Source organism: Leptothoe sp. PORK10 BA2, from assembly GCF_034932105.1.
GTDB lineage: Bacteria > Cyanobacteriota > Cyanobacteriia > Phormidesmidales > Phormidesmidaceae > Leptothoe.
Map to the genome: position 1 here is coordinate 1 of NZ_JAYGIG010000153.1, position 21,873 is coordinate 21,873.

A 21,873-nucleotide genomic window follows, 5' to 3' on the forward strand; every position below is an offset into this window, starting at 1 on the left:
GGATGTTCTGCCGTATTCGCGGTTACCTATCCACTCTACGCAAACAGGGGCATAACGTTCTGGATGCCCTCATGGGATTGTTCTCTGGAAACCCTATAACTCTCCTACCCCAGCCTGAGTAGTTACGGCTCTAGGGCAAAATGACCTTTCTAGACTTGGATAACGTTTCAACATTTCTCTAATTAACCTTATATGTGCTCTAGACGTTTTCTAGACATGTCTGAACTTCTATGTCCAGTGTTCTTTCGTCGGCCACTGTTTCATTAGCTTTGCGGCCATATTTAAAGGCTAACGAGCGCATTGATTTTAACGATCAAGGTATTCCTGAACATCGGTTATCCAATTACACCGAAGGGATGCAGGCAAATATCAACTTTTTAGAAAATCGTGAATGGTGTCAATACTATTTTGACACCCACCATCGAGTCGAGACATTTCGCTCTCGATGGTTGATGGCGACGGGCAGTTGGGATGGCAAAGTGGTAGTGGACATTGGCTGTGGACCAGGAAATGTCTATGCCACCGTTGGCGGTCACCCAAAAGCGTTAATTGGGGTAGATATTTCTCCGAGGGCATTAAAAATGGCAGCAGGTATAGGCTATACGCCCCTGCTGGCTGATGCCCATGATCTACCTTTGGCCGATGGCTGTGCTGATATTGTAGTTTTAAATGCTACCTTGCATCACTGTGATGACATGGCTAGGGTACTGGCAGAGGCAGCCCGATTGGTTAAACCTGGGGGGATATTGTTGACGGATCAAGATCCCCAACGTTCTGCCTGGAAATTTAGGGGTTTAGGACTCTGGCTACGACAGATTCGATTTCCTTTTTATCGGTTGATGCACAGCGTTCATTATTTACCTAGAAAATATCGCATTGCCAGACGAGCGACAGAAATCCACAATCGTGAGCCAGGAGACGGGCTAGATATAGGGTTTTATTATCAAGTTTTGGAACCCCTAGGATTTATCGTGGAAGTTCATCCCCATAACCATGACCTCGGAGCAGAAGTCCTCCAAGGAGAATATGGCAGGGGGTCTGAGCGACTGCGTTTGAGTCAGTGGCTATCGGGCATTGATGTGGAGTCAGCAGCGGCAGCCCAGTCCATGATCTGCATTGCCACCTGCCTTGGTTAAAGGTATCGGGTCAGGCTAATGCGATAGCGCTGCTTTTTGGTCACCATGACATCGCCAATTTCGAGGCGGCCTTTGCCACGAATGGCGACCAGATCGCCGGATTTTAGTGCGTAGCTGGACTGGGAAATGGGTTTCCAGTTGACCCGCACGTCTCCGGCGGTGATCATATCGGCCATTTTGCTCCGGGACATGCCAAATCCGGCGGAGGCAACGGCGTCTAAACGCATGGAGGCTTCTACGGTAGTCATTTCTTTTTTCTTCGGCTCCCGCACCTGTAGCTCACTCCAGTCAATGGGTTTGGTTTTGACTGGCACCGAGCGCACCTGGGTCAGGCTGCTCTGCAAAAACTCCACTAGCTCAGGCACAACGATCAGCTGAGCACCGCGCTCTCCGAGGACGATAATGTCTCCGACTTTTTCCCTGACAATGCCGGTGCCCAGCAGGGAGCCTAAAAAGTCCCGGTGGGTAGCGGTATCAAACAAAAAATTACCGGCAACACTGAGTAGGGCGAGGGGTAGGTCTTGCCCTTTTAGGGGGATCTCGGACCTGGCAATGGTCAACCGCTGCCGCTCTGCTTGGGGATACCCCCCCTGGGCCTGGGTGTGAATATCGGTTAGCCGCGCAAATATGGCCTGGGCTTCGTACAGCTCCGGCGGCGAGAGAAAATCCGTTGTGACCGGCTCCCAGGTGCGAATGGCCTGATCGGCTTTGTCAAGCACACGGGTCAGGATTTCGGTGTTTTCAACACCCTTGAGCAGATCGTCTTTAGGCAGCATAGGCACAACTGATTCTATGGAATGACTAAGCCCTTATATAGTACGTGGTGTTCGGCAGTACGTGGTGTTTGGTTCTGAGTTGAGATTTAAACAGGATTGGGTACTTGTGCATAACATACTGACATATGGAATACTTTCGATTATGTTGTCTGCTTTGATAGGGGAGTTTTAATCCCATGGCGGCTGTTTTCTCTTTATGAGACTTCTTTCACGTTTGTTCTTCGGAGATATCCTGATCGTTCTTGTTATTGCCAGCGGATCTACGTCAATAAATGTGACACAATTCATATCGGCACACGTAGCTAAGTCAATAACAACAGATACGCTATTACGCTTATTAGCTAGGTAAGTCTAACCCTTTATACCCTACCCCATAGACCTTTAATCCTTTTAATGAAAGGGGTTTAGCAGCCATATTCATTGTGTTCCCCTATGGAAATAATCTGGATATGTTGACATATTTGCCTATAGTTTATATCATCTTAGGGAGTGCTACCTGCCACAGAAAACCCATACAGTTTCACATTTAAGAAGAAAATGCGTCGTTAGGGTTCTCACCATTGCATCGAAAAGGTCCATTTGAATTTTTTGATACTTGGGTGGATGTGGTAATTTCTCAGGCTAGTTATTTAAAGCTCTTTAAAAGAGTTTCTTGGGAGACAGTCCCATTTACCTGTAGTTATTGATTTTCAAAAAAGTGAGCATAGTGATGTGACAGGGCAATTTATTGCTGAGATCGTATCTACGCTTCACTTAACTATCTCCCGATTAAGTGTGTTCCAAGCTAGAGAAGCCTTTGGCCGTCAGAGCTGATGATGTTTTAGCGGTCGGAAGGAGTCTTTTCTTCTTCAAAAAATTGCAGCTACCCCTTGCAATCTAATTCTTTAAAAAGCTAAGAACATGCAAAATCAAGCGTTTGAAAACGAAGTATTGAGACTGACGAACGAATTTCGTCAGCAAAATGGTCTCCGGGCCCTTGTGATTGATCGGAACCTGGATGATACAGCTAATAACCATAGCAAGGACATGGCCTTGCAAGATTACTTCTCTCATACTGGGAAAGATGGTTCTCAACCCTGGGATCGAGCTAGGAAGGAAGGCTATGAATCTGGGTTTGTTGGAGAAAATATTGCTGCTGGCCAAACCACTGCCCAGGCCGTTGTCGAAGGATGGAAAAATAGCCCCGGTCATCGTGCCAATATGCTTAATGCTAGCTATAACGAGATTGGCATTGGTCACTACTATTTAGAGAGTGATACTGGCAATGTCAATTACAGACACTATTGGACCCAGGTGTTTGGCAAGGGAACTATTGAGAACCCAGCACCCAGTCCAACACCAACACCTAACAATGCGGTTATTCAAGGAACTGACCGAGCTGATCGATTAATTGGGAGTGCCGAGAATCAAAGTATTTTTGGCAAAAAAGGTGATGATTTCTTAGATGGTAAGGGCGGTAATGATAAGCTCTACGGAAATGAAGGAAAAGATCTGATCCGAGGTGATGCCGGTAATGATCAAATTTGGGGTGGTTCCGGTGACGATCGTCTTCTAGGTGGAACGGGCTCAGATCAACTTGTTGGCGACGATGGCAATGATATTCTGCAAGGGGCAGGGAGGAGGACTGCGCCTGAAAAAGATGTTATGACTGGAGGCAATGGCCGAGATACCTTTGTTTTAGGTGATAAATCTGGTGCGTTTTATGATGATGGCCAGCCAGGCTCCATGGGACTATCGAACTATGCCCTCATAACTGATCTGAATGTTAGCCAGGGTGACATGATCCAGCTCAGCAATGACCATACCTATCGATTGGGGGCATCCCCAAATGGTGTCGATCGTGGCCAAGCCTTGTTTATTGACAATGGTGCAGGTCAGCAAGATGAGCTGATTGCCGTTATTCGTGGGTCGGGTAATCTCAACCTCAATAGCAGCACGTTTAAGTACATCTAATCTGCTATGAGCGCCAAAACTTAGTGGCCAACAGCATGGGATTGAGGTCTAAATTCCATGCTGTTGGGGATATTGAGGTTGTTGATGAATAGACCTAGCCCAACTACTGAGATTGGTCCTTTTTGGCGTAGATGTTTTTCAAGTGTTTTTTGACAGTGTTTTCAGAAATAAATAGGGCGTTGGCGATTTGTTTGTAACTGTAGTCCATACGCTTGAGGTGCCAGACGTCTGTTTCACGGGTTGTCAATCCGTAACGCTGGGCTTCTTGATGAGCCAGGGTGGTGAGGGATTGCTGACGATCTTCTAAGGTAATGAGAAAACAATCACTAGACTGATTGGCGTTGTTATTCCAATCAAACCACTGGGCCTTCATGTGGATAGTGCCATGGTTCGTGGAGATCTCGTCTTCTAGCACAATGGTATAACCGAAGGGAAAGAGATCTGATGGTTCCTCCTGATTTTCTAGCAGTTGTTGACATGGGTGCCAAAGTCTCTCGGGAACCGTTTGGGGGGATGACCAGGGCAGATCCTCTAGCAGAGCTTGGGCCCGTCTATTGCTGTGTAAAATGGTGCCGTTTTGGGCAGCAATCACCAGACCGATGGTGAAGCTTTCTATGGCCGCTAGCAGCAGATTGGTCTGCATGTCAAAGGAATCATTTAAGTTTCTCATTGAGACCGACTGGGGGGGAGCTACACGGGGAACAAGTTGCGTCTGACAAGCCATAACAAGGGAAAGTAATTGGCAAATGAAAATTGAAAGTTTGTAGCTTTGCTGAGTCTTGGGATGATTCCAGGTGCAAAATGCCTATATATGGCATTTCCGAAAGACTGGTTCATTTTTGAAATCAGCAATGGTAAATTCGTTGACTGCGCTAGGGAGGTTTTGAAGATTCGTATAAAAGGCTGAACCAATTAGTGGAAAATACGGATGTGCGTGATGATAGTTACTCCACGGTCTGCTTTGGTGTCTCCGTACGCACTGTGCCAGTTTACCCGGCGGCATAAAACAAGTCCGCTTGATTTCATGGTGTTGCAGGTCTGGGTGGGTTAGGTATGTGGCATGCTGTAGGGGCAACGCTTTTGTAGGCTTTTTTGTAGGATTGCGGTGTACGTTTTTACTCAAAAGATATCGTCGGAGTTAGAGCCCACGTTGACGCTGCCGCTCACGGCGGCGGAGCGCACCCGCTCTCGATATCGATACAGGATGGCCCATGGGATTACGGATGATGAAATATGCCTAGAACTCCCTCGGGGGACGACCTTAAGGGATGGGGATTGTTTGGGGGATGGTGGCCATACTGAGGTGCTAAAAATTGTGGCGAAACCTGAACCGGTACTAACGGTGCGGGCGGCGGTGGCCTCTGAGCCTGCGTTGCAGCTTTTGCGGGCGGCCTACCACTTGGGTAATCGCCATGTGGCTCTGGAGGTGGGGACTGATTATCTGCGTTTAACGCCGGACCCGGTGCTGGAGTCGATGTTGCACCAGCTTGGGGTGACGGTGGTGGCAGAGACGCAGCCTTTTCAGCCGGAGTCGGGGGCCTATGGCCATCACCATTGATGAGCAGGCTCTGCTGCGGTTGCTCCAGCTGACTAGTCCGGCGCTTCCTGTGGGGGCTTTCAGCTATTCGGAAGGGTTGGAAACCTTGGTGATACAGGGCCATCTGACCGATGGTGCCAGCTTGCAACAATGGCTATTGCAGGAGTTGCGCTATGGTGCGGTGCGGTTGGAGGTGGCGATCGCAACTCGTGCCCACCACCACAAACATACCCCTGACCAGCTCACCTATTGGAATCAGTGGCTCACCGCCAGCCGCGACACCGCCGAGCTGCGGCAGCAAAGCTGGCAAATGGGCCGGGCCCTGGTGCGCCTGGCCCAAAAACTGCACCCCGAACTGCAGCCCACCTTTCGGGACTGCGGCACCCCTTGCAATTTTGCTGTGGCCTTTGGCGTCCTCGCTGCCCATTGGGAAATTGATGGTCCTACCATGGCCTTGGCCTACTTACAAAGCTGGGCTGCCAACCTGATTGGGGCCGCCGTTAAACTGGTGCCCCTGGGCCAAACCGATGGTCAGAGCTGCCTATTGCAGCTAATTCCAGCCCTCAGTGCAGCGGCAGCGGACATGGTGTCCCTGGCGGATGATCAGCTGTATGTCAGTGGCTGGGGCGGTGCGATCGCAAGCATGCACCACGAAACCCTCTACACCCGACTTTTTCGCAGCTAGCCCAGCCCATGGATAACTAGAGGCACCTAAGCCTCAGACACCTAAGCCTCACGGAGCACATAGCCCACCCCCCGCACCGTCTGAATCAGGCGCTTTTCATTTTCGCCATCTATTTTCAGCCGCAGATAGCGAATGTACACCTCAATCACATTGGACTCACCCATGAAGTTATAGCCCCACACATTTTCCAGAATCTGATCCCGGGTGAGCACCTCCCGAGGATGTTCCATCAGGTACTTCAGGAGCTCAAACTCCTTCATGGTGAGTTCAATCACCCGACTGCCCCGCAGGGCCTGACGGTTGGAAATATTCAGGGTGAGTTCCCCAAACACCAGCTGCTCAATGCCGTGCTCGCTGGGTTGCAAATAGGCACTGACCAAGGCCAGAAATTCATCACTGCGGTAAGGCTTCAGAAAATAATCATCGGCCCCAGACTCGATGCAAGCCACCCGGTCATCCAAATTATCCCGCGCCATCATCAACAACATGGGGGTGCGGTCCCCCTGGGAGCGCAGCTGCTGGCACAGATCCACCCCCGACTCCCCCGCCAACATTCGATTCACCACAATCAGCGCCGGCTGACGTTTGCGCACTTCCTGCAGGCCCAAGTCAATCGTGGAGGCAACCACTGGAATGTAGCCCGACTCCCGCAGGTCATTACTCACATCCTGAGCCAGGTCTTCGTTCGCTTCCACGATCAATACACAGGGGGCAGCTTCGGCAATAGTCATGGAACTAACCTCCCGATTGGGTAACACACAAGACAAACATTGCCAAACTACAGGATGAACCAAGCTGGAAACAGTCCACCATAATCAGAGCTTTTCTTAAGATGAAATCACTCCAAGCATCAGCAATTCTGCCCATAATCTAATTTACGCCCTGATCTTTCAGACATCTGAACAGTGGCCCTAGGCCAATACTAGCGCGGGCGGATCTAAATTGATTGATAGCAGGACAACCTATGACCGTTGGAATTTGGGTATTGGGGGATCAGCTATGGGCGCATCAGGCAGCCCTAGCCAGTGCGGCGAACGCCCCGGTCATTTTGATCGAGTCCCACCGCCATAGCCGCGAACGGCCCTACCACCGGCAAAAGCTGGTCCTGGTTTGGTCCGCCATGCGTCACTTTGCCGCTGAGCTAGAGGCCCAGGGTCGAGCCGTCACCTACCAAAAGAGCACCGATTTTGAACCACCGCTGCGGCAATGGATTGAGCACCAGGGCATTACCGAACTGCGGGTAATGGAACCTGCCGACCGACCTTTTGCCCGCTTCCTAGATGCCCTGGCTCTGCCCTGTCCCCTCACCCTAGTCCCCAACAATCACTTCCTCTGGTCGGTGGCCGAGTTTAAGCAATGGGCCGACGGTCGCAACAGTTTACTGATGGAATCGTTTTACCGGGAGGGGCGCAAACGCTACGGCATATTGATGGAAGGCAGCTCGAAAAAAGACAAACCTGTGGGGGGACAATGGAACTACGACAAGGAGAATCGTAAGCCCCCTAAAAAAGGCCTCACCCCGCCTACTCCCCAACGGTTTAACCCCGATGCCATTACCCAACAGGTGATGCAAGAGGTGGCGGAGTTGGACACCTTTGGGGATCTGGACTCCTTTGACTGGGCCGTAACCCGCCCCCAGGCATTGCAGGTGTTAGACCACTTTATCCACCTGCGGCTAGCCACCTTTGGCCCCTATCAGGATGCCATGGTGACCGGGGAAGACACCCTCTGGCATGCACTGCTATCCCCCTACCTAAACATTGGCCTGTTGCACCCCCTAGAGGTCATCCAGGCTGCGGAAACGGCCTATCACGAGCAAGATTTACCCCTCAACAGCGTGGAGGGCTTTATCCGGCAGGTACTGGGCTGGAGAGAATATATGCGCGGTCTCTACAGCTATGTCGGCGAAGACTATCCCAACGGCAACTACTTCGAACACCACCAGCCCCTGCCCGAGTTTTTCTGGACGGGTGATACTCCCATGAACTGTCTGCACCAAAGCATCGACCAGGCCAAACGGACGGGCTATAACCACCACATCCAGCGGTTGATGATCCTGAGTAATTTTGCCCTGATCGCCGGGCTCTCTCCCCAGGCCGTAGAGGCCTGGTTCCATGCCGCATTCATCGATGCCTATGACTGGGTAATGCAAACCAACGTGTTGGGCATGGGGCTATATGCCGACGGTGGGGTGTTGGCCACTAAGCCCTATGCGGCCTCCGCCAACTACATCAATCGCATGGGGGACTACTGCAAAGACTGTCATTACAATCCCAAAGCCCGCACTGGAGAACAGGCTTGTCCATTTAACTTTTTCTATTGGGACTTTTTGGCCCGCCACCGCGACAAACTCCAGCACCAGGGCCGGATGAATTTTATCTTGAAAAATCTAGATAAAATGTCCGCCGAAGAGTACCAGGCAGTGCGGGACCATGCTAGTCAATGGCATCAACGGCACAATCACCCGAAACCGATGTTGCGCTAGTTAACTAGGCGCTGGTTTTGGCAGACCATTCTGCGATCGCAAGTTCCAACGCCGCCACCACAATCGTATTCATCGACTTCTCCTCAGTAGTCGCCAATTGTTGAATAGCCTTCTTCAATTGAGGGGATACATAGATTGTCATCTGTTCAGTTGGCATAGCTCACCTAGCTCTTTTGCACCTATAGGGAAGTCTAGGACACCCCAACGAACAGACATACCCACAAATGGCCTATGTTTATCCTCACAACTGCGCAACTTGTTCTAGTTTTGTAGTATTTAGTATTGTCTAAATCGCCAACTTTGTCTTAAGCAGCTCATAAAATACCCGCGAGAGATCTCGCCGTTGCACGATCTGCTGATCCTGAGGAGTCTGGGCAAAGGCCGCACCATAGGCTTGGGGCATCGCTCGTTTGACCAAAAAGCCCAGCTGCTGCCGAGTCATGGCCTGGTTAGGCGCAAAGCGCCCCCGCCCCACCCCCGCCACCATATCCTGAGCCTTCAGGGTTTCAATCGCTTCATAGGCCCAATGCTGCCCCGGTTGCACGTCGGTAAAGGTCGGGCTAGCTGGGGCAACCTTTTCCATCCCTAAAAGATTCACCAGGGCAGCACAGACCACCGCCCGGCTGGCACTGCCATAGGGTCGAAAATGGAGATCCTTCGCATTCTCACTGGTGATAATCCCCGCCGCCGCCATCACCTGAATCGCCTCAAAGTCAGAATCGGCATGGGACACATCATCAAACCAGACAATGGGAATCCCGTTGCGGGTGACAAAGCCCTGAAGTTTTCGCAATAGGGACTGATCCCCCACAATCTCCCGGGGTTGTTTGCCAGTCCAAACGCTGAAGGCAGCCAAAAAGCCACTGGCTTCCCCAATGGCCCATTCCACCGGATGCATCCGATAGGCGGCGTTGGTAATGTGGGTGGTGCCAATACTCTTGGCCGATAGCACTAAACCATCCGTATCCACGGGAACCAGGGCTGCCGCTGGCAGGGTGAAGGGCAAGGCAATCACATCTTTGCCCCTGGGGCTCACATGGCCATCCACCAAATTGCCATGCAGGTCTAGATAGTGGTACTGACCCACCCCGACGGTATCGTCAAAGGCGCGGGCGCGGGCCTGGTTAGGAAAAAAACTAGCCGCCACATCTTCATGGCGAATCGTGGTCAGGGCAACACCCCGACGAGCTTCACGGATATAGGGTTCCAGGGCAATGCCATCCTCGGTCCAGGTTAAGTCTCCCCGGGGTTTTAGGTCGGGCACTCCGTTCACCTGCAAAAAATGAATATAGGCCTTGGCGCGGGTGCGGGCCCGGGCAATTTGCTGCTGCCGCTCAGCCCGACTGAGGCCAATCAAGTAACCATTGCGATAGTCATTGCCACAGCATTGCCCCCGGTGGGGATGGTCAGAAGTACCCCAGTTAATCACCGCCACGTCCCCAGGGGACACGGTGGTTTTGTTCAAAGCTCGACGCTGCAGCCGCCGATAGCGAAAAATGCCAAAGGCATCAAAGAAATCACGTTTTTTCCAGGTTTGATCTTTATTCACCCAGAAATCACTCGTAAACTCCTGCAAGTTAAGCCAAGTCAACCGACCATATTCCTTCGGTGCTCCTATGGGCACCCCTTTGCCAGGGTGGGTATGCTCCACCACCACATCAAAGGTGAAGGACTGCTGACATTGGGGCCTGGCCTCCTCGGGTAAGATCGCTTCCCCCGTATCACTGCGGGCTTCCTGCCCCACCCGCGAAGGTAAATTAGCCACCTCTAACAGATCGCCAAAGTCAGTGGCCTCCACCACCACCTTGGCATGCACTGTAAACGAGTGCTGGGTTGTAGTATCTTGGCAGATCACACCGGTCACCCGGCGACGCTCGCCACTGCCCTTCCCGTCAGTACCACTAGCAAACAGCAGCGACTGGGGTTCAGCATAGGGAATCAACCTCAGCTTGCCCGACTTGAGATAGGGCAACAGGGGTTCATTTAAAGCGGTGGAGGCCACAACGGGGGTGGTGGATAGGGGGCACACCCAGGAACCACCCGGATCATCCACCGCTTTTCCGGCCACGGGCTGTAGCTGCCGTTGTCGTTGGCGAAACAGTCGCTGACTTTGGGAAATGGCAAATTCTTCCCCGCTCAGGGTCATCAGATCGGCCCGGTGGCGGAGTAAATCCCCATCGTCAGAGGCGGGTAATGCTTGGGCGGTAAACTGGCCCCCCACCACTCGTTTGGGCTGTACTAAGCAAACATCCAGCTGAAGTTTTAGGGCCGTTAGGGCTGTGGTATAGGCCGCCGTTGAGCCGCCAATCACGGCAATGGCGCAGTTGTAACTCGCGCCTTCTGCGGGCCGGGTCAAGGCATCGTCACTAAGCAAACCGTTGTGCTGATGAACCATCGGTGTCACTCCAAGATCATTCCATCATGGATCAAGGTCATGGCGGTGGGTCTAATTCACCGTAGTTTTTTATAAATTGGTCCAAATTGGTCCTGGGGTACAGTAACCTCAAATTATAAAATCATCACCTTTAGAAACCATAAAAAGCCATGCCCAACCAGCCCCCCGTTGTCAAAATCGACCCAGGCACCCTGCTGTTTATTGGCTGTGTGCTCATACTCCTGCCCCTACTGCTCACGGGTTTTCTTTCTCAATAGCGGATCGATCCAGGGCATGGTCAAAGGCGGCCCGTAGCTTGTGGATCATATATAGATCCTCGCGTCCCAGGCGGGCCACCCCTCGCATTACATAGCCCTGGTAGCGTTCGGGCAGGCTCACCCGGTGCATCAGCTGCTGTAGTAACTGTTTGAGACTGGCATATTCCGCTGGGGGTATGGGCTCACTGTTTAGCCGCTGGTCTAGGATCTGCACCTGGGTTTGGCCAGCCGATAGCTCATAGCTAAAGACCATGACGGCCTGGGCCAGGTTTAGGGATGGCTGCAGCTGGTGTTGGGGAATGGTGACCAGCAGGTCACAGGCATCAATGTCAGCGGACTTGAGGCCCGAGCGTTCGCTGCCAAACACAATGGCAATGCGCTGGAGCCATTCTCCCTTGGTTTGGAGATAATCGGGCAGGTCTCGGACGGAGGTGTAGTGGTGTTTTTCGTAGCGGTGGCGGGCGGTGGCGGCACAGGCTAAATCGCAGTCGGCGATGGCGGTGGCTAGGGTGTCGTAGACTTGGGCTGTTTGGAGGACATGTTGGGAACCGTGGGCTAGGGCTAGGGCTTTTTCTCCTTGGTGATCGGCTTTGGGGCGGACTAGGCGGAGGGTGTTGTAGCCCATGGTGTGCATGGCGCGGGCCGCTGCGCCAACGTTCTCAGGTTCTTCTGATTCGACCAAGACAAAGATTATTTCCATGGGGATTTATTATATTGCATCCCTCGGGCTGGTTAAAAATTAAGCTTATGGCTTTAGTTGGGGTGATTATTTTGGGTATCAACTTATTCAGCAGGGAAATCCTGGTTAGGTGGGGAATCAGGGGCCAGAAGCCAGAAGCCAGTGAGGTCCTGATTCCTGACTCCTGAATACTATCCTTGGGAAAACGTCCCGCTTTGAGTTGGTACCCATTATTTGCAGAATGTTCAGGGATTCTGTCTAAGGAATGCAGCTGAGACCGTTGGTGGGGAGGTTAAAGATGTTGCAGCCCGCCCCCTGTTTTCCTAATCCCTGATGGTCTCTTCCGTTGGCTTTAGATGATTAGATTTTCTTGCCTCAACCCAACCTAGGTATAACTTTCGGCTTGGAGTTCAAACATTTCTGCATATCGCCCTCCATGGGCCATCAACTCCCCATGGGTACCCACTTCAACGATGCGCCCCTGCTCTAATACCACAATGCGGTCCGCCATGCGTACCGTGGAGAAGCGGTGGCTCACCAGAAACGTCATTTTGCCACGGGTGAGCTGTCGGAAACGTTGAAAGAGTTCATGTTCTGCGATCGCATCTACCGCCGCCGTGGGCTCATCCAAAATCAGAATCTGGGCATCGCTCATAAACGCCCTGGCCAAGCCAATCTTTTGCCACTGACCACCGGAGAGATCCACCCCGCCGGAAAACATTTTACCCAAAATAGTTCGGTAGCCCTCCTCCAGGCCATCAATCACCTCCGTGGCCCCCGCCCCTTGGGCCGCCTGGGTTACCAGTTCCAGGTCTTCGCGTCGAGGCAAATTGCCAAAGCCAATGTTGTCCTGCACATCCAAAGCATACCGGGCAAAGTCTTGGAACAAAATTCCAATCTGACTGCGCAAATCTCCCAGGGAAAACTGTTGTAATGGCACCCCATCAATCACAATTTGGCCCTGTTCAATATCGTAAAGGCGAGTCAACAACTTTAAAAGTGTTGTCTTTCCCGACCCGTTCAGCCCCACCAGGGCAATACATTCCCCCGGTGCCACCGCCAGATTAATTCCCTTCAGGGTGGGCTGTTCTGAACCTGGATAGGTAAAATATACATCCTGAAACCGCAGCCCTTTCACCATAGGTTTAGGAAACGGTTGAGGATACTGGGGACTCACCACCCGAGGAGAGATATCCAACAGTTCAAAATATTGTGAGACATAGAGATTATATTCATAGAGGGTGGCCAGATTCAGCAAGATTGACTCAATCAGGGTCTGGGCCTGTTGAAACGCCCCCGCATATAGGGTGAGATCTCCCAGGGTCACCAGCCCGCCTATGGTTTGCCACAGCACCAAACCATAGGCCCCATAAAACCCCACCCCACCCAACAGTTCAATACTCAGCTGCGCCAGGGACTGTTGCCCCGCCAGACGGCGCGACTCCTGGTTAAACTCATGGCGAATGGTGCGATACTGCTCCACCATGTGCTGCCCCAGGTTAAACAACCGTACTTCTTTGACATATTGCTCATCCGTCAACACCTTGTAAAAGTAATCTGCCAAACGGCGAGACGGGGTCTGGCGACGGTTCATCCAAAACCGCCGCTGGGAATACTGAATCCCCACCCAAAACGTGGGTAACACACTCACCAGCAACAGCGCCATCACCCCAGGGCTAAACCGCAGCAACAGGGTGAGCAGCCCCACTAACCGAGTTATAGACCCCAGCAGTTGGGACAGCAGCTCCACCACCCGCAATGGATAGGTACTGCCGCTCTGCTGCGCCCGGTTGAGCACATCATGAAATTCAGCCGACTCATAGTGGGCCAAATCTAGGCGCATGGCCTGTTGCAACAGCTGCACATTGGCATGGAGCAAAAACTGATCGTGCAACACCCGACTCACATAGCTACTGAGCTGAGTCAGCAACTCCTGCAGCAGCAATAGGCCAAACCCGGCCACCAGCAGCAGCCATAGTTCCGACGTAAACCCCACCGTGCCGTTCGCCAGGCTCAGTACCACCTGATCTACCACCAGCTTACCGATATACAGCTGGGCCACTGGCACCAGGGCACTGACCAGGGTCAGTCCAAGATTTAACAGGAACCACACCGGAGCCGCTACCCACACCAGCTGAATTAGCCGGGGAGTATTGCCCCAGAGGCTCAGCATTTCTTGATAGTAACGACGCAGCTGGGGGAGGGGGTTAGGCAAGGTAGAGCGCACGGGGAAGCAAGTGATGGGTTTGGGGTTTGCATTGTAGCGCTCTATCTGGATGGCTATCCTGGCACCCTAGGCATCCACCAAGCCCAACTTAATCGCCTTCACAATCGCCTGGGTGCGGCTCCGCACCTGAAGCTTGTCGAAAATCGCCGTCAGGTGCGCCTTCACCGTCGCTACCGTAATGAACAGCTGGTTGGCAATTACCTCATTGGACGCCCCCTGCACTAACCAATGGAGCACCTGCTGTTCTCGATCCGTCAGTCGCACCTCCTCACGGGCTTTGTGGTTAAGTGCACCATGGGCATGGAATAAGCGAAAAAATCCACTAGCCAAATCTGGGTCCAAATAGACTTTATCTTCTAGGACTGTGCGTAGCGCATCTTGGAGCTGGGTGGCGAGCTTATCTTTGACCACATAGCCTTTGGCCCCGGCCTGCATCGCCTGGAAAACCCATTCATCTTTCCGGTGGGCCGATAGGCTAAGCACCCGCGTATCTACCTCTAGGGTCTTTAAACCCTGCAATACGTCCACCCCCGTCCCCTCCGCCAATTCCATATCCAATAGGGTAATCATTGGGTTATGGATTTCGATCATCTCCAGGGCCTGTTGGGCTGATGTTGCTTCGGCCACCACCTCAAATGGGGCAGGGCCATCGGTAAAAAAGCTCAGCAGGGTGCGTAGCCCCTGCCTAAATTCAGTATGGTCATCTACCAAAAGCACGGAAATAGCATCAGTCATTGCGGATGCATCTAAGGAATGAATCGTGACATCAACCACATCCAAGCTGGAACCTATGGTGGAACCCATCATTTCTCCTGGGGTAAAACGTCCGTTTTGGATGTCAAAAAAGGACATACATTTGAAACTACGGTGGGACTAAGGCTTTTATGCAGGTGCCGTCCATGTGCCCTAAAGCAGCATGGTGGGGCTGAATCGGGAGAATCTAGCTCTGGCAAGGTAGGAAAATGGAAAACTTGGCTCCCCCTTGGAGCAGGGTTTCGGCATCGATGCTGCCCTGGTGGTCTAGGATAATTTTTTTTGCGATCGCAAGCCCCAACCCAGTCCCGCCATAGCGCCTTGAATAAAACGGATCAAATAATTCAGCCGGAGTCATATCACCCAACCCAGGCCCCTGATCCCCAACCGTAATCAATACCCCCTGGGGAGAGACCTGCCAGTCAATCGTAATCGTCCCCCCGGGAGGACTAAAGTAAATCGCATTATCCAGTAAGTTTTGAAACACCTGGGTGACCTGCCACCCATCCACCACAAGAACCACCGGCCGCTCTTCTGGCTGTAGTATTGTTTGTAATATAGAAAGTTGTTTGTCTGCAATCCTGGGTGATAACAACTCGATCGCATCCTGCCATAGGGTGGACAGGTGATAATGCTCTCGCCGCAGATCAACCTGTTTACCACAGTTCAGTAAACCACTCAGATTAGTAGAAATGGTGTCAACCGTTTTACCAATGCAGCCTGCCTGCTGCCTCTGGGTCTCGGTCTCTGCCCCTAGTTCAATATTTTTAGCATAAAGGCTAATTAAGGCCAGAGGATTCCGCAGCTGATGATCTGCCTGTTGCAAGGCCTGCTCTAGGAGCTGAATTTTAGCTCGTTGACGCAGATTCTCTTGATAGAGGGTGAGATACTGCTGTAACAGCTCAGCATACTCTTTGACTAAATCTCTTTGAAAGTGAGAGATCTGTTCTGCTGTATTGAGCAACAAATAATCCCAATGGGCATTGGTCTTCCCCAAGCCGCACACATAGGCCTGGGAATTATCAGACTCAAGGGATAGGGACATCAGTTCTAAAAACGGCAGATTGCCAGAAATCCAGCGCTCTGACTCTAAATATGACCTAATTTGCGGACTGGCGATATGATTTCCCTGGGATGAAATCATATCGCGCTTACTTTCAAGCTGATTCCAGCAAACTAGCCAAACGTCTAACAGCGGTAGCTTTTCGCTCAGGCGATTCAGCTGCAACTGGCACAGCTGACGCACATCCGCAGATGGCATGGAAACCTGGCGGCCATTGATGGAAGGAGGTGCTGTATCCATCGGCAAAATCAACTCCTACCTACCGGTAACTGTAGTACAAACCGTGATCCTGTCCCCCTGGTACCCTAACTAGAATCAACATTTTTTCGTCAATATGCAAGGGGTTACGGCAAATTTGGGTGTAATTACGCAGTTGGATAAATTGATCAGAACATGGGTAATTTTGCTCACAAAACCCCATAAAAAATCATTTTTTTGCCCGAAACCGCTATCACCAGAGAGCTCCAGAAATATGCAGTCAATCTACTTTTGAAGTCATGAAATCATCATCACCGGGATTAGACCTTTGACCAATTGGCCTAGATACAACCATCCCCTAGGTTGATAGTAAGCGCATTTCGTTGACATGTTCGCTATCATAGGTTCGCCATCTTTGCGTGAAGAGGCGGGCCTTTTTTATTTGAAAAGGAGCCTGATGGCGAGCCATAGGCTACACGCGCGTAGGTGATGTGCTTAAGGCAATAGATCCTCCTGCGTATCGCTAGACCTAACCCTAATCGTCACAACCTAGGCTTTCACGGGTAGAAATGCCGGTCACGGGGTTCATCCCATCCGCCCGTTCACACAGATACTTAACTTGAAACCGGTCAAGAATCGTGTAAGAAAAGTCTGCACCGGTAATTTCGGCCTCGGCAAAGGTACTGCTGGTCATCAGGGCATCGTTGATGATGGCGTTGGTGAGGTCTGACCCCGTAAACTCTACCCGGTCTGCAAATGAGTCTGAGAGGTTAGCGCCGGTGAGGTCGGTACGGATGAATTTGGCTTTGGTCAGGATGGTGCCACTGAGATCGGCACCACGAAAATTGGCATCGCGCACTTCTGCCGCCGCCAGGGAGGTCCCCGCCAGGTTGGCATCTTCAAAGTTACGTCCGGTGAGGTCCGTCAGGGTGTAGTTGATGACGCCGGTCGCTGCGATCGCACCCCCAGGCCATGCGGTGCAGAGAAACGTAATGGCCACCATACTCATCAGGGTGAGACTAAACCGCTTGAGACTAAACCGCTGCCACCTAGTCATATGCCGCTCCTATATACCTACCGCAGCTTTAATCATAGGGGAATTGCGAACCTACACCCATGGGTCTTGCTCATCGTCCAAATCATCTTCTTGAGCGGTTTCGGCAATCGTTCTATTCAATTGCGCTAAGTCTGGATCTCCAATCTCTGGATCTTCCATGTCTGTCTTTTCAAGGTTTGCAAAAATATTCGCATCCAATGACTGGGGGGTATTCTCCAGGGTAAACCTAGGCCGCTGAGCATCTTCGGGTAAAGTTATATCCCCAGGAAGCATTAGCTCCGTCTGTTGCAGCTCTCCCCAAAGCATTTCTGACACCTGCTGAGCATCTCGATTTAGGGTGCTGGTAATGGTCTCAATTTCCGCCAGGATTTGAGTAATACTCTGGGCGGCGGTCACCACGGCCTTAGATTTTGCCAGGGTGACCTGACGCTCTTGGTTAATATCGCTGGTCTGATGCTGCAATTTTTCTAAGGCATGTTGCTGACGGCTGTAAGCTTTGAGATGGGTCACATCCGCTATCAGCTGATTCAGCAGCGCTTGGGACTGGGCCTTGTCCTCGGGGGTAGCCTGCTCAAAAATACTAGTCAGGGAGGCAACCCGCTGATCTAGAGCAGCAAATAACTGGGACGATTCAGATTCTGACGGAATACTCTCTAAAAATCCCTCCAGGGTTTGGGCCAGGGTCAACAGGGCATCTAATCGCGTATCAAAGGATTCATGCTCGTCAATTTGCTCAGTCAACCGCTGTTTTACCTGTTGAATCAACGCCCGCTGATCCCTCGCTTCTTCGTCAATTTGGCTAGTAAAGGCTAAAAACCTCTCCGTCACCTGATCGGCATGCAAATTACTTTGGGCAATGGTTTCCTCATGGCGACGAATCGTCTCTTGATGGAGATTGAGTTGATTGAGCATATTAAAAAACGACAGGGATAGCTGCTCTAGCTCATCATGCTGGGTAGACGAAGCCATCAGGCTCTCATTCTGACCGGCAAACTGGTTGGCCTGCAGCAAGATGGGTTTAATCCGCTGGTTTAGCTTGCGCACCGCTAAATACACCACCAAAGTCAGTAGCAGCCCCACTAATCCCGTGGTTAACGCGGCAATCTTGATAATCCGACCAAATATCGCCTCATAGGGGACAAAACCTAGCAGCACCCAGTCTTTTTCGGGCACCGTTGAATAGGCCCAATAGCCGGTTTCCCCTCGCACAAAGCCCGACGTTTCTTGGCCTATCTGGTTCCAAATGGGGGGTAGTCCCGGAATATTGCTGTAGTTTTCCACATTGGTCATGGGGTTGGTTGGGTCTGCAATCAGCTGCCCTGAACGGGTAAGCAGCAAAAAATTACCCGCTTTCCGGAAAACTTTGTCAGCCAGCAGTTGGCCTAGGTAGGCGGTGTTAATGTCCACCATGGTGGTACCCAACCAGCGCTCGTTTTGATCAAATAAAGGGTAGTAGTAGGTGAGGCGTCGAGTATCGTCCGATTTGTAAGGAGCTGTCCAAACCTTTTCCTGGGGAAGAAAATAGTTTTTATATTGCCGCGTCGCAGGATAAAACTCCCCCTCCTGATCGGCAAAGTCTTCGTAGAGAATAGACTCTGGATCCGATGGGTCTGCTTCCGAGGAGGTCACCGCAGAATAATAGGGAAAGAGCCAGGGCTGATCCTCAATAATTCCATTTTCGCTTTGCCCCAAGCCTAGGCCAATCACAAATTCTGGACGCTGCTCAAAGAGTTGAAGGACGAGTTCTCGATAAGTGTCGGGGAATTGGGCTTTGCGTTCATTTAGGGTAATGGCGCTCACACCTAAGCTGTAGGCTAAGGTTTCCGCCGACTCAGTTACGGATGCGATCGCATTTACCTTACTCTCAATATTATTGCGCACCTGCTCCTCGGCCTGCCGCTTCAGCATTTCACTAAAAAGAAACGCCATGCCCCCCATGCCCGCCAAGACACTGAGCAGAATCACCCAAAACAAACGGCCACCAAAGGAGTTTAGCCACAACCTACGCTTGACAGCATCGCCCAAACTCGGCTTCTGGAAATTTTGCAGATCGGGGGCCTGCTGAAAAGCCCTTAAATTATCAGCAGACGTTAGTAAATCATTAGCAGACGTTAATTTCAAGGCACACATAGGATGTAAAGAGCGATTTTACAGGGCGTAGCGTTAACATCTGGCCGTTGTCTAGCATAACGTTCAGTTTATAAGCTCGGTCGATAATTAGCTCATTTTTGCACATTCAACAAACAGCTTCACCGTATAATTACACACGTCCAAGAATACTGAACAACTTCGACCTAATTACCTGCTAGTCCCATCAATAGCCATACCGGTGACAGGGGCGATAAACCACAGGACAGCCCTGGGGCAGCGTAAAGGCTCTATCCCATAGTTCCCACCTGCCGCTACGCTCGTTCCACTAGTGTAAATTGGGCCCCACCCCGATCCTGGCAAACACTACAGTTGATCTCAAAATGGGCCCCACTCCGATCCTGGCAAGCACTACAGTTGATCCCAAAATGGACCCCACTCCTAGCCTGGCAGTAACTATTGTTCATCACGGATTGGGACTAGAGCCCCAATCCTTCCAAGCACCTTGGTTACTGGGAAACTGACTGGGAACGGCGCACCAGGGTGGTGGAATTCTGCTCAATTTCTGCCAACAGGGAAGTCATGGACTGCACCAGCTCCCCCAGGGCCTGGGCTTCTTCCGAAGCAACTTGCCCCACCTGGGCAATCTCGCCCGTCTGCTGCTGCAACTGTTCAACCGAAGGCCAGCGACGATCGTGGGACTGCAATGTCAATAGGCTTTTGACCACCTGGTCCGTCAGGAACTGCAATTGGGGTGAGGGAGCACCGCCCAGCTCAATGACATTTTTTAAGGCGTCTACCTGCTTTACCAAGGCAGTCAGGATCTCTGTCGAATGGACGGGAAGACGCCTAACCTCTCCGTGGAGGCTCCGCCCCAGAGTACTTAGGGTATCTAATTGACTATCCACCGATTGAAACCCATGGGCGATCTTGTTTAAGCGTTGCTGGCCATCACGGGCTAGGCGCTGCTGTTTACCCGCATGGCGACGCAGAAAATGGGTCAGATCTTCAAACTGCTCAGAGACCTGACCCGCATGGAGCGTTTCCTGCTCAATTTTTTGCTCGTGGCGACGAATGGTCTCTGCATCGAGGTTAAGCCGCTCCAGCATATTAAAAAAGGCCAAAGACAGCTGGGTCAGATCATCCTCCTGGTTCCATTGGGCCAACAGGCCACTGTCGGTCTCTGCTAGCTGATTACACTGGTTTAAAACCGGTCTCAGGTGACGATTGAGACTGCGAATTGCCAAGCAGATCGCAATGGATAGCAACGTCACCATGAGGGCCGTGGCCAATAGGGTAATCAAAGCAATGCGATTAAAGACCGCTGCATAGGGCACAAACCCAAGTACCAGCCAGTCCTGCCCAGGCACCTCTGCATAGGCCCAATAGCCATTTTCTCCTTCCAGAAAACCGGTCTTGTTATCCCGGGAAATGTTGGGCCACAGCTCTTTTAAACCCGCAATCTCCTCATGGGTTTTGAGATTATTCTCAGGATTTGACGGATCCACTACAACGTTACCGGACCGGGTCAACAGCAAGAAATGACCCATTTTATGGAAAACCGTATCGTTGAGTAATTGGCCTAAATATTGAATATCAATATCCACCAAGGTTGTCCCCAGCCAACGGCCATCACTGCCCATCAAGGGCAAATAGTAAGTGAGTAGCTGATTTGGTCCTTGGCCATAGGGTTCTGTCCACGCTGTGCGCCGAGACACGAAGTATTGCTCATAACGATCGCTTTCTGGGTAAAACTCTCCCGAGTTATCGGCAAAGTTTTCGTACTGGATAGATGGGTCTTCAGATGTTGTCCAATAGTAGGGAAAAAACCAAGGTTGATTGGCAATCAGACCATTTTTACTTTGGCTCACTCCCAGGCCCACAACAAATTCTGGACGTTTTTCAAATAGCTGTAATGTCAGCTCTCGATAGGTATCGGGATACTGGGCCTGCCGTTCATGCAGGGTGATCGCACTTACGCTCAATCCAGAGGCGAGGGTTTCCGCTGCTGCTGTCACCGATGAGATCGCATTGACTTTCCCGTCTAGGGTACTACGCACTTGGTCTTCAGCCTGGTACTTGACCATCTCACTGAAGAGAAATGCCATGCCTCCAACGCCACTTAAGGCACCGAGCATAATCATCCAAAACAGCTTGCCGGCAAATGAGTTTAACCGCAGCGATTCCATCACTGTCTGCTTAAGGCGTTGCCGTGAAGCCTGGGCTGAACTGGTTGGGTCAATAGACAGGGATGGCTTGGGTGGGATAAATGATTTCGAAAAAGGCATAGTAGTAGTAGTTAGATAAGGAACTCCTAGAGACAACCCAAGGCATCTGATGTGGATATAAACCTCGTCCACGTCCAGAACTGAAGTTTTTCCGTAGAGGAAACTACAGGTTTCAACTTGGACGTGGTTTATGTGCTGGGGGCACATTCGATGATCATTTCTGCAAAACTTCGTAACTACTCAGGCTTAAAAAATTAGAGAGTTTTCCCAGGTTACAGAGATTATCAGCTAGCGTAATCCAAATATAGGAATTGGTAACCTCCTTGAGCAAGCCCAAGGGTCGCATCAAACTCAGT

At 51.4% G+C, this 21,873-nt stretch carries 17 protein-coding genes; 5 read left to right on the top strand and 12 right to left on the bottom strand.

Features of this window, described 5'->3' with window-relative positions:
• Positions 1-230 precede the first annotated feature (230 nt).
• The gene (locus VB741_RS23995) at positions 231-1,136 is read left to right on the top strand and encodes a class I SAM-dependent methyltransferase (RefSeq protein ID WP_323367750.1); all 906 of its coding nucleotides are present in this window, start codon (positions 231-233) and stop codon (positions 1,134-1,136) included.
• On the opposite strand, the gene VB741_RS24000 is transcribed toward VB741_RS23995, so the two are convergent.
• Positions 1,133-1,912 (bottom strand): photosystem II S4 domain protein, encoded by a 780-nt coding sequence (locus tag VB741_RS24000; RefSeq protein WP_323367751.1) that lies wholly within the window; start codon positions 1,910-1,912, stop codon positions 1,133-1,135. The genes VB741_RS23995 and VB741_RS24000 overlap by 4 nt on opposite strands.
• 900 nt (positions 1,913-2,812) lie before the next feature.
• Here VB741_RS24000 and VB741_RS24005 point away from each other — a divergent pair.
• Complete coding sequence (locus tag VB741_RS24005; RefSeq protein ID WP_323367752.1) at positions 2,813-3,865, top strand: CAP domain-containing protein; 1,053 nt, start codon at positions 2,813-2,815, stop codon at positions 3,863-3,865.
• A gap of 103 nt (positions 3,866-3,968) precedes the next feature.
• On the opposite strand, the gene VB741_RS24010 is transcribed toward VB741_RS24005, so the two are convergent.
• Positions 3,969-4,535 (bottom strand): LuxR family transcriptional regulator, encoded by a 567-nt coding sequence (locus VB741_RS24010; protein WP_323367753.1) that lies wholly within the window; start codon positions 4,533-4,535, stop codon positions 3,969-3,971.
• A gap of 435 nt (positions 4,536-4,970) precedes the next feature.
• On the opposite strand from VB741_RS24010, the gene ureE reads away from it, so the two are divergent.
• Positions 4,971-5,423 carry an urease accessory protein UreE gene (gene ureE / locus VB741_RS24015; RefSeq protein ID WP_323367754.1) on the top strand — a complete coding sequence of 151 codons (453 nt, stop codon included), beginning with the start codon at positions 4,971-4,973 and terminating at the stop codon, positions 5,421-5,423.
• A complete protein-coding gene (locus VB741_RS24020) occupies positions 5,407-6,087 on the top strand; it encodes an urease accessory protein UreF (protein ID WP_323367755.1) in 681 nt (226 codons plus the stop codon). The genes ureE and VB741_RS24020 overlap by 17 nt, the downstream gene beginning before the upstream one ends.
• 41 nt (positions 6,088-6,128) lie before the next feature.
• Here VB741_RS24020 and nblR read toward each other — a convergent pair whose 3' ends face one another.
• Positions 6,129-6,818, bottom strand: a complete 690-nt coding sequence (gene nblR, locus VB741_RS24025; RefSeq protein WP_323367756.1) for a response regulator transcription factor NblR — start codon at positions 6,816-6,818, stop codon at positions 6,129-6,131.
• A 233-nt stretch (positions 6,819-7,051) separates the two neighbouring features.
• Between nblR and VB741_RS24030 the strand changes: the two genes are divergently transcribed.
• Entirely contained in the window at positions 7,052-8,572 is a 1,521-nt protein-coding gene (locus VB741_RS24030) for a cryptochrome/photolyase family protein (protein ID WP_323367757.1), read from the top strand.
• A gap of 4 nt (positions 8,573-8,576) precedes the next feature.
• Here the strand turns inward: VB741_RS24030 and VB741_RS24035 are convergent, their stop codons facing one another.
• The 9 genes from VB741_RS24035 to VB741_RS24075 all read right to left on the bottom strand — a co-directional run bounded on the left by VB741_RS24035 (position 8,577) and on the right by VB741_RS24075 (position 21,577).
• Positions 8,577-8,729 carry a hypothetical protein gene (locus VB741_RS24035; RefSeq protein ID WP_323367758.1) on the bottom strand — a complete coding sequence of 51 codons (153 nt, stop codon included), beginning with the start codon at positions 8,727-8,729 and terminating at the stop codon, positions 8,577-8,579.
• 129 nt (positions 8,730-8,858) lie between these two features.
• The gene (locus tag VB741_RS24040) at positions 8,859-10,967 is read right to left on the bottom strand and encodes an FAD-dependent oxidoreductase (protein ID WP_323367759.1); all 2,109 of its coding nucleotides are present in this window, start codon (positions 10,965-10,967) and stop codon (positions 8,859-8,861) included.
• 234 nt (positions 10,968-11,201) lie between these two features.
• Positions 11,202-11,924 carry a TrmH family RNA methyltransferase gene (locus VB741_RS24045; RefSeq protein ID WP_323367760.1) on the bottom strand — a complete coding sequence of 241 codons (723 nt, stop codon included), beginning with the start codon at positions 11,922-11,924 and terminating at the stop codon, positions 11,202-11,204.
• Positions 11,925-12,288: 364 nt separating this feature from the next.
• Positions 12,289-14,130, bottom strand: a complete 1,842-nt coding sequence (locus tag VB741_RS24050; RefSeq protein WP_323367761.1) for an ABC transporter ATP-binding protein — start codon at positions 14,128-14,130, stop codon at positions 12,289-12,291.
• Between the two features lie 66 nt (positions 14,131-14,196).
• Positions 14,197-14,982, bottom strand: a complete 786-nt coding sequence (locus VB741_RS24055; protein WP_323367762.1) for a response regulator transcription factor — start codon at positions 14,980-14,982, stop codon at positions 14,197-14,199.
• Between the two features lie 88 nt (positions 14,983-15,070).
• Positions 15,071-16,186: a sensor histidine kinase gene (locus VB741_RS24060; RefSeq protein ID WP_323367763.1), complete on the bottom strand. Its 1,116-nt coding sequence runs from the start codon at positions 16,184-16,186 to the stop codon at positions 15,071-15,073.
• A gap of 493 nt (positions 16,187-16,679) precedes the next feature.
• Complete coding sequence (locus VB741_RS24065; RefSeq protein WP_323367764.1) at positions 16,680-17,201, bottom strand: pentapeptide repeat-containing protein; 522 nt, start codon at positions 17,199-17,201, stop codon at positions 16,680-16,682.
• 51 nt (positions 17,202-17,252) lie between these two features.
• Entirely contained in the window at positions 17,253-19,331 is a 2,079-nt protein-coding gene (locus tag VB741_RS24070; RefSeq protein WP_442786446.1) for a Cache domain-containing protein, read from the bottom strand.
• 467 nt (positions 19,332-19,798) lie between these two features.
• On the bottom strand, positions 19,799-21,577 hold the full coding sequence (locus VB741_RS24075) for a methyl-accepting chemotaxis protein (protein WP_323367766.1): 1,779 nt from the start codon (positions 21,575-21,577) through the stop codon (positions 19,799-19,801).
• Positions 21,578-21,873: the final 296 nt, after the last annotated feature.